This window comes from Methanospirillum sp., from assembly GCF_028679455.1.
Taxonomy (GTDB): domain Archaea; phylum Halobacteriota; class Methanomicrobia; order Methanomicrobiales; family Methanospirillaceae; genus Methanospirillum.
In genome coordinates, this window is the sequence record NZ_JAJRBM010000187.1 from 1 (window position 1) to 4,726 (window position 4,726).

Annotated in this window: 5 protein-coding genes; 2 read left to right on the plus strand and 3 right to left on the minus strand. The window is 43.0% G+C overall.

The features are described 5' to 3' along the window. Window positions 1–938: proteasome-activating nucleotidase (pan, locus tag LUQ50_RS06300; protein WP_300037842.1), on the plus strand; the 938-nt coding region annotated here is incomplete at its 5' end. A 94-nt stretch (window positions 939–1,032) separates the two neighbouring features. Here pan and LUQ50_RS06305 read toward each other — a convergent pair. The 3 genes from LUQ50_RS06305 to LUQ50_RS06315 form a co-directional block, all read right to left on the minus strand. Then, complete coding sequence (locus LUQ50_RS06305) at window positions 1,033–1,536, minus strand: hypothetical protein (protein WP_300037845.1); 504 nt, start codon at window positions 1,534–1,536, stop codon at window positions 1,033–1,035. A 22-nt stretch (window positions 1,537–1,558) separates the two neighbouring features. Next, the gene (locus LUQ50_RS06310; protein WP_300037848.1) at window positions 1,559–2,737 is read right to left on the minus strand and encodes a proteasome-activating nucleotidase; all 1,179 of its coding nucleotides are present in this window, start codon (window positions 2,735–2,737) and stop codon (window positions 1,559–1,561) included. Window positions 2,738–2,859: 122 nt separating this feature from the next. Further along, entirely contained in the window at window positions 2,860–3,675 is an 816-nt protein-coding gene (locus LUQ50_RS06315) for an ABC transporter ATP-binding protein (protein ID WP_300037851.1), read from the minus strand. A 573-nt stretch (window positions 3,676–4,248) separates the two neighbouring features. On the opposite strand from LUQ50_RS06315, the gene LUQ50_RS06320 reads away from it, so the two are divergent. Next, window positions 4,249–4,726, plus strand: a 478-nt coding sequence (locus tag LUQ50_RS06320) for a hypothetical protein (protein ID WP_300037854.1), incomplete at its 3' end; no start/stop codon positions are given.

The window sequence follows — 4,726 nt, forward strand, 5'->3', positions numbered from 1 at the left end:
TCCGGGTTTCACAATCTGTTGATCCTGAACAGATGAAAGCCGGGGTCAGATGTACCTTAAACCAACAGTCCCTGGCAATTGTAGAACTACTGCCAAGTAGTTATGATTCACAGGTATACGGGATGGAAGTGGTTGATCTGCCAGGTGAAACCTACGAAGACATTGGCGGGCTTGAAAAACAGATCACCGAGATTAGAGAGGCAGTAGAGCTGCCGATGACCCGCCCTGAACTCTTTGCAAATATCGGGATTACTCCCCCCAAGGGAGTTCTACTATATGGTCCGCCCGGTACCGGGAAGACACTGCTTGCGAAGGCCGTGGCACATGAGACCCATGCATGCTTCCTGCATACCGTTGGTTCTGAACTGGTTCAGAAGTACATTGGTGAAGGAGCGCGACTGGTTCGCGAACTCTTTGATCTGGCCAAAGAGAAAGCCCCTTCGATTGTATTCATCGATGAGATAGATGCAATTGGAGCCTCACGAACGGAGGCGATGACTTCAGGGGATCGTGAAGTACAGCGAACTCTCATGCAACTGCTGGCAGCTATGGATGGGTTTGAGCAACGGGGCGATGTAAAAATTATCGGTGCAACCAATCGGATTGATATCCTTGATGCTGCCCTGCTCAGACCTGGAAGATTTGATCGGATCATTGAGATACCACTCCCTGATACCGAGGGACGGTTTGCCATCCTCCAGGTTCATACCCGGGGTATGAACATTGATGAAGACGTGGATATGATGGAAGTTGCCCGTCTCACTGAAGGGAGAAATGGTGCAGACCTGAATGCAATTTGTATGGAAGCAGGGATGTTTGCAATACGCCAGGAACATACCAAGGTCAGCCAAAATGATTTCATGATGGCTCTGAGTAAATTCAGATATGACTTTGACCGGGATTCACGTCTGGCAACGACCAGTGTAATGTTTGCCTGAATAAGATCGAAAACCCGAAAATGTTCGGTATTTCGGTTATTATATCCAACTTTTGGATTTTTTGGTCTGTATCGATTTTTTAATTTGTGATACGTTATACGATCTCATATTCGGGTTTGGTACACCATACCTCCAGAAGATATCCGCCTTGAAATTCGATCTCTGTGTTACGGGCATCTGATTGGATCCCTTCTTCGGATTCTCCACATGGAATTTGATTGTACAAAACCTCTTCACTATTCCAATCATCAAATCTGAATCTTGTTACCTGCCCAAGATTCTCAACCCAGTAGATAAGTCTGAATGCCCAGTCTTCTGATACTTCGTTGTTCCGGTTCAGGTATTTACTGCGGATGAGCGCTGCAGTATAATACACACCGGGCCTGATCTGAAAAAGATGATCTGCCGTGTACTTTCTTAAAAAATATTTAAGATCCGAGGCTAGTGAAAGAGCTCCTGCAAGAGTGGATATCGGAATATAGACTCCTATTGAAAGGCTGATTGGGCCATAAAACCTGATTGCATCCCAAGCAGTTTCAGACTCATGAAGTGCACGAAAGAGTTGCACTCCTGGTCTGCTGATGAGGAGAAGATTCATGGGATATAAAAAAAGGATGGTTTCAACGATACATCCGGGAATCTGAATGTGGTTCTTCTCTTCTGACTTTTACCACAGCATCGTGAATATCATCTCTGGTGACTGCCCATGCATCTCTTCTGACCGCAAACATGCCTGCCTCCCGACAGATTGCCTGCAGTTGAGCCCCAGTAAATCCTTCGGTCTCTTCTGCGATATCAGTAAGATTCACATCGTCATCGATGGTCATACGACGTGAATGGATCTTCAGAATCTCATGCCGTGCATTGGTATCAGGAAGAGGAACCTGAATGACCCTGTCAAATCTCCCGGGTCTGAGCAGGGCAGCATCAAGCATATCCACCCGGTTCGTTGCAGCCATGATTCTGACATCTCCACGGTTATCAAATCCGTCCATCTCAGCAAGCAGTTGCATCAATGTCCGTTGAACTTCCGCACTCCCTGATGTTCCGTCATTGGTCCGGGTTGTCCCTATTGCATCTATCTCATCGATAAACACGATTGATGGTGCACGATCCCGGGCAAGGGTAAAGAGTTCACGAACCATCTGGGCCCCTTCTCCAATAAATTTGTGAACCAGTTCGCTCCCTGACATTCTGATAAAAGTTGCCTTTGCATTATGAGCAACAGCTTTTGCAACCAGGGTTTTTCCGGTTCCCGGTGGGCCGAAGAGAAGGATTCCCTTTGGAGGTTCAACACCGATACGCTCGAAGACTTCAGGCTTTGTGAGCGGATATTCCACCGCTTCCCGAACTTCTTCGATTTCAGTACTTAATCCCCCCACTAGTTCAAAGGTGACATCCGGTGATTCTTCAAGCTCCATTACCCTGACCCGGGCATCATACGTCTCTTCCAGTACTTTTACTATCGAGAGCGCATTGTTTACTGCAACCTTACAACCAGGTTTTATTTGTGACTGTAACTCTTCAGAGACTGTAGTAATATATTCCTGATTATTGCCCATCTGTCTGAGATAAATTTCTCCAGATAGAAAGACATCAACCACGACAGCCACAAAGAGTGGCATTCGTTTGAGTTGACCGTTCTCTCGTTTTAATACAACGTTCTCTTTAAAGAGTTCTTCAGTGCGGATTGAAAGTTCAAGGTTTTGAGCTTCAAGTTCCTGCAATCGGATCTGGTAGGCCAGGGACTGATCCCGTATCACGTTGTCCCGGGGTAGGGAAGAGTCGGGATAATCCATGATACTCATAAGTAGGAAGGATATGGTTTAATAGTTCTCTTCAGGATAATATTCAGAACTCACCGAAAAACTGAATAACTGAAGTACTCCATGCATCACTGAACCGTAATAACTGAAAGCAACTAATATCCGGTGGCGTAGAAATACCCATCTTCTTTTTTTATACGAATGGGGATTCCAAATAGATTTTTCATATTTTCTGAGGTTAGGATTTCTTCTTTGGCATCATCGAGAACGAATCTCCCATTTTTCATCATGATAACCCGGTCGATCTCCGGAATAATATCATGAATCTGATGTGTTATCAGAATAATACCAATTCCACTCCTGGCGATTTCCCGCAGGTATGAACGAAGGGTATGTAGTGCGTGCAGATCCAGGCTGCTGGTGGGTTCATCAAGGATAAGCACTTTCGGCCTATGTATGAGTGCTCTTCCAATCAGAAGTCGTCTCGCTTCTCCTGATGAGAGATCTTCAATATATTGATCCATCAGGGGTTCAATGTTCAGGAATTTGGCGATTTCCCAGGCCCGATCTTCCATATTCTGGGTGATCTGATGATAAAACAATCCAATACTACTGAAAAATCCTGATAATAACACTTCTCTCCCGGAAATCCGCCTGGTAAAGGTAAACTGGAGATCATTTGATACGAGTCCGAAATAGGTTCGCAATTCAAAAACATTCCAGTTTTCTCTGCCATATATTTTGAATTCAAATGGGCTGTCACATTGGGCAGGGTATAATTCTCGCATCAGTAATTTTATAAAACTCGATTTTCCAGAACCATTCGGTCCCAGAATTGCAACATGTTTTCCATCGGGAATTTTTATCGAGATAGATTTGAGGACTTGTTTTCCGTCTCTCAGTACAGATACATTGGAACAGTCAAGTAGAAGTGGAACTGATGATTTGTCTGGCACTATGGAATGTTGCATGTGAATCAATGGAATACCAATATCTACCTTATTGGTTACTATCGTTATCTCTGTGAATTGATAAGGTCTTGATCAATAAAATTGGAGTTCTTCTTATGCGGTAAACGTTATGAAAATTATGTATCGATTTATACAAAAATATCTCAATGAAATTATTGGTTCAGTTGTTGTATTTAAATAATTCTTATGCGGACTACGTTTGTCGTTCTCTTAATATGTACCACGATCAACACGGTATGCTCACATGTACCGCAATCCAGGGTAAATCAGCGGTCACCTGGGAGCCGGAGAATATCTCCGCTCGGATCCCTCAATAGATCCAAAATACCACTGATGGATGAAACCACACAAAACAGGTTATTTCCTCCTCGAAATATCCTGTTTATTGATTCGTAAATCTATTGTTCCAATTCTGTCAAAATGTAAAAATACTGATATTTTGTTAATTAATACCGAACCTGATATCAGAAGCAGTGACAGTTCTTCTTTGTGTCCCACTTATACAAACATTTCAAACATAAGGATTCAATCTATGCTGTACATAGATTCATTATTTGATAAGGTATTGATGATATGAAAAAAATTGGTGTGGTTTTTAATGCAAATCTGACTCATGTGACCAGTATTATACTTGTCACGAGTCTGCTCCTGACTATTACTATTGGGGTAGCCTCTGCGTCTGAATCAACTGCGAATCCTTTTCATCCTCCCTTAAACCCTGATGATTATCCACTCCCAGCAAGTATTACTGCGATAGGATCCTCTACATCGTTTACAAGTTCTTCAGGATCATCAGATGCTTTGTCAGCGCAAAAGACCGAAGTCATAACTGAGAATCGACAGTCTGTACTGAAGAATCAAAGTCCTATTCATATGATAAATTTTAAGAATGAAGGAAATATAAACGCGGTTTGCCTTTCCGGTAGTGGTTTCGAACTTTACTCTAAAAAAAGTGATTCATTTCCTGAAAAGTCAGCCTTTCGATCTGATTATGGATCTTCATCAATGGTGACTAATACTACTCCGGTAACATTGGATATCACTCCGGGAA

Excerpts from the sequence above, each read along its gene's own strand:
- LUQ50_RS06305 (WP_300037845.1), bottom strand. The coding sequence starts at position 1,536 with ATGAATCTTCTCCTCATCAGCAGACCAGGAGTGCAACTCTTTCGTGCA.
- LUQ50_RS06310 (WP_300037848.1), bottom strand. The coding sequence starts at position 2,737 with ATGGATTATCCCGACTCTTCCCTACCCCGGGACAACGTGATACGGGAT.
- LUQ50_RS06315 (WP_300037851.1), bottom strand. The coding sequence starts at position 3,675 with ATGCAACATTCCATAGTGCCAGACAAATCATCAGTTCCACTTCTACTT.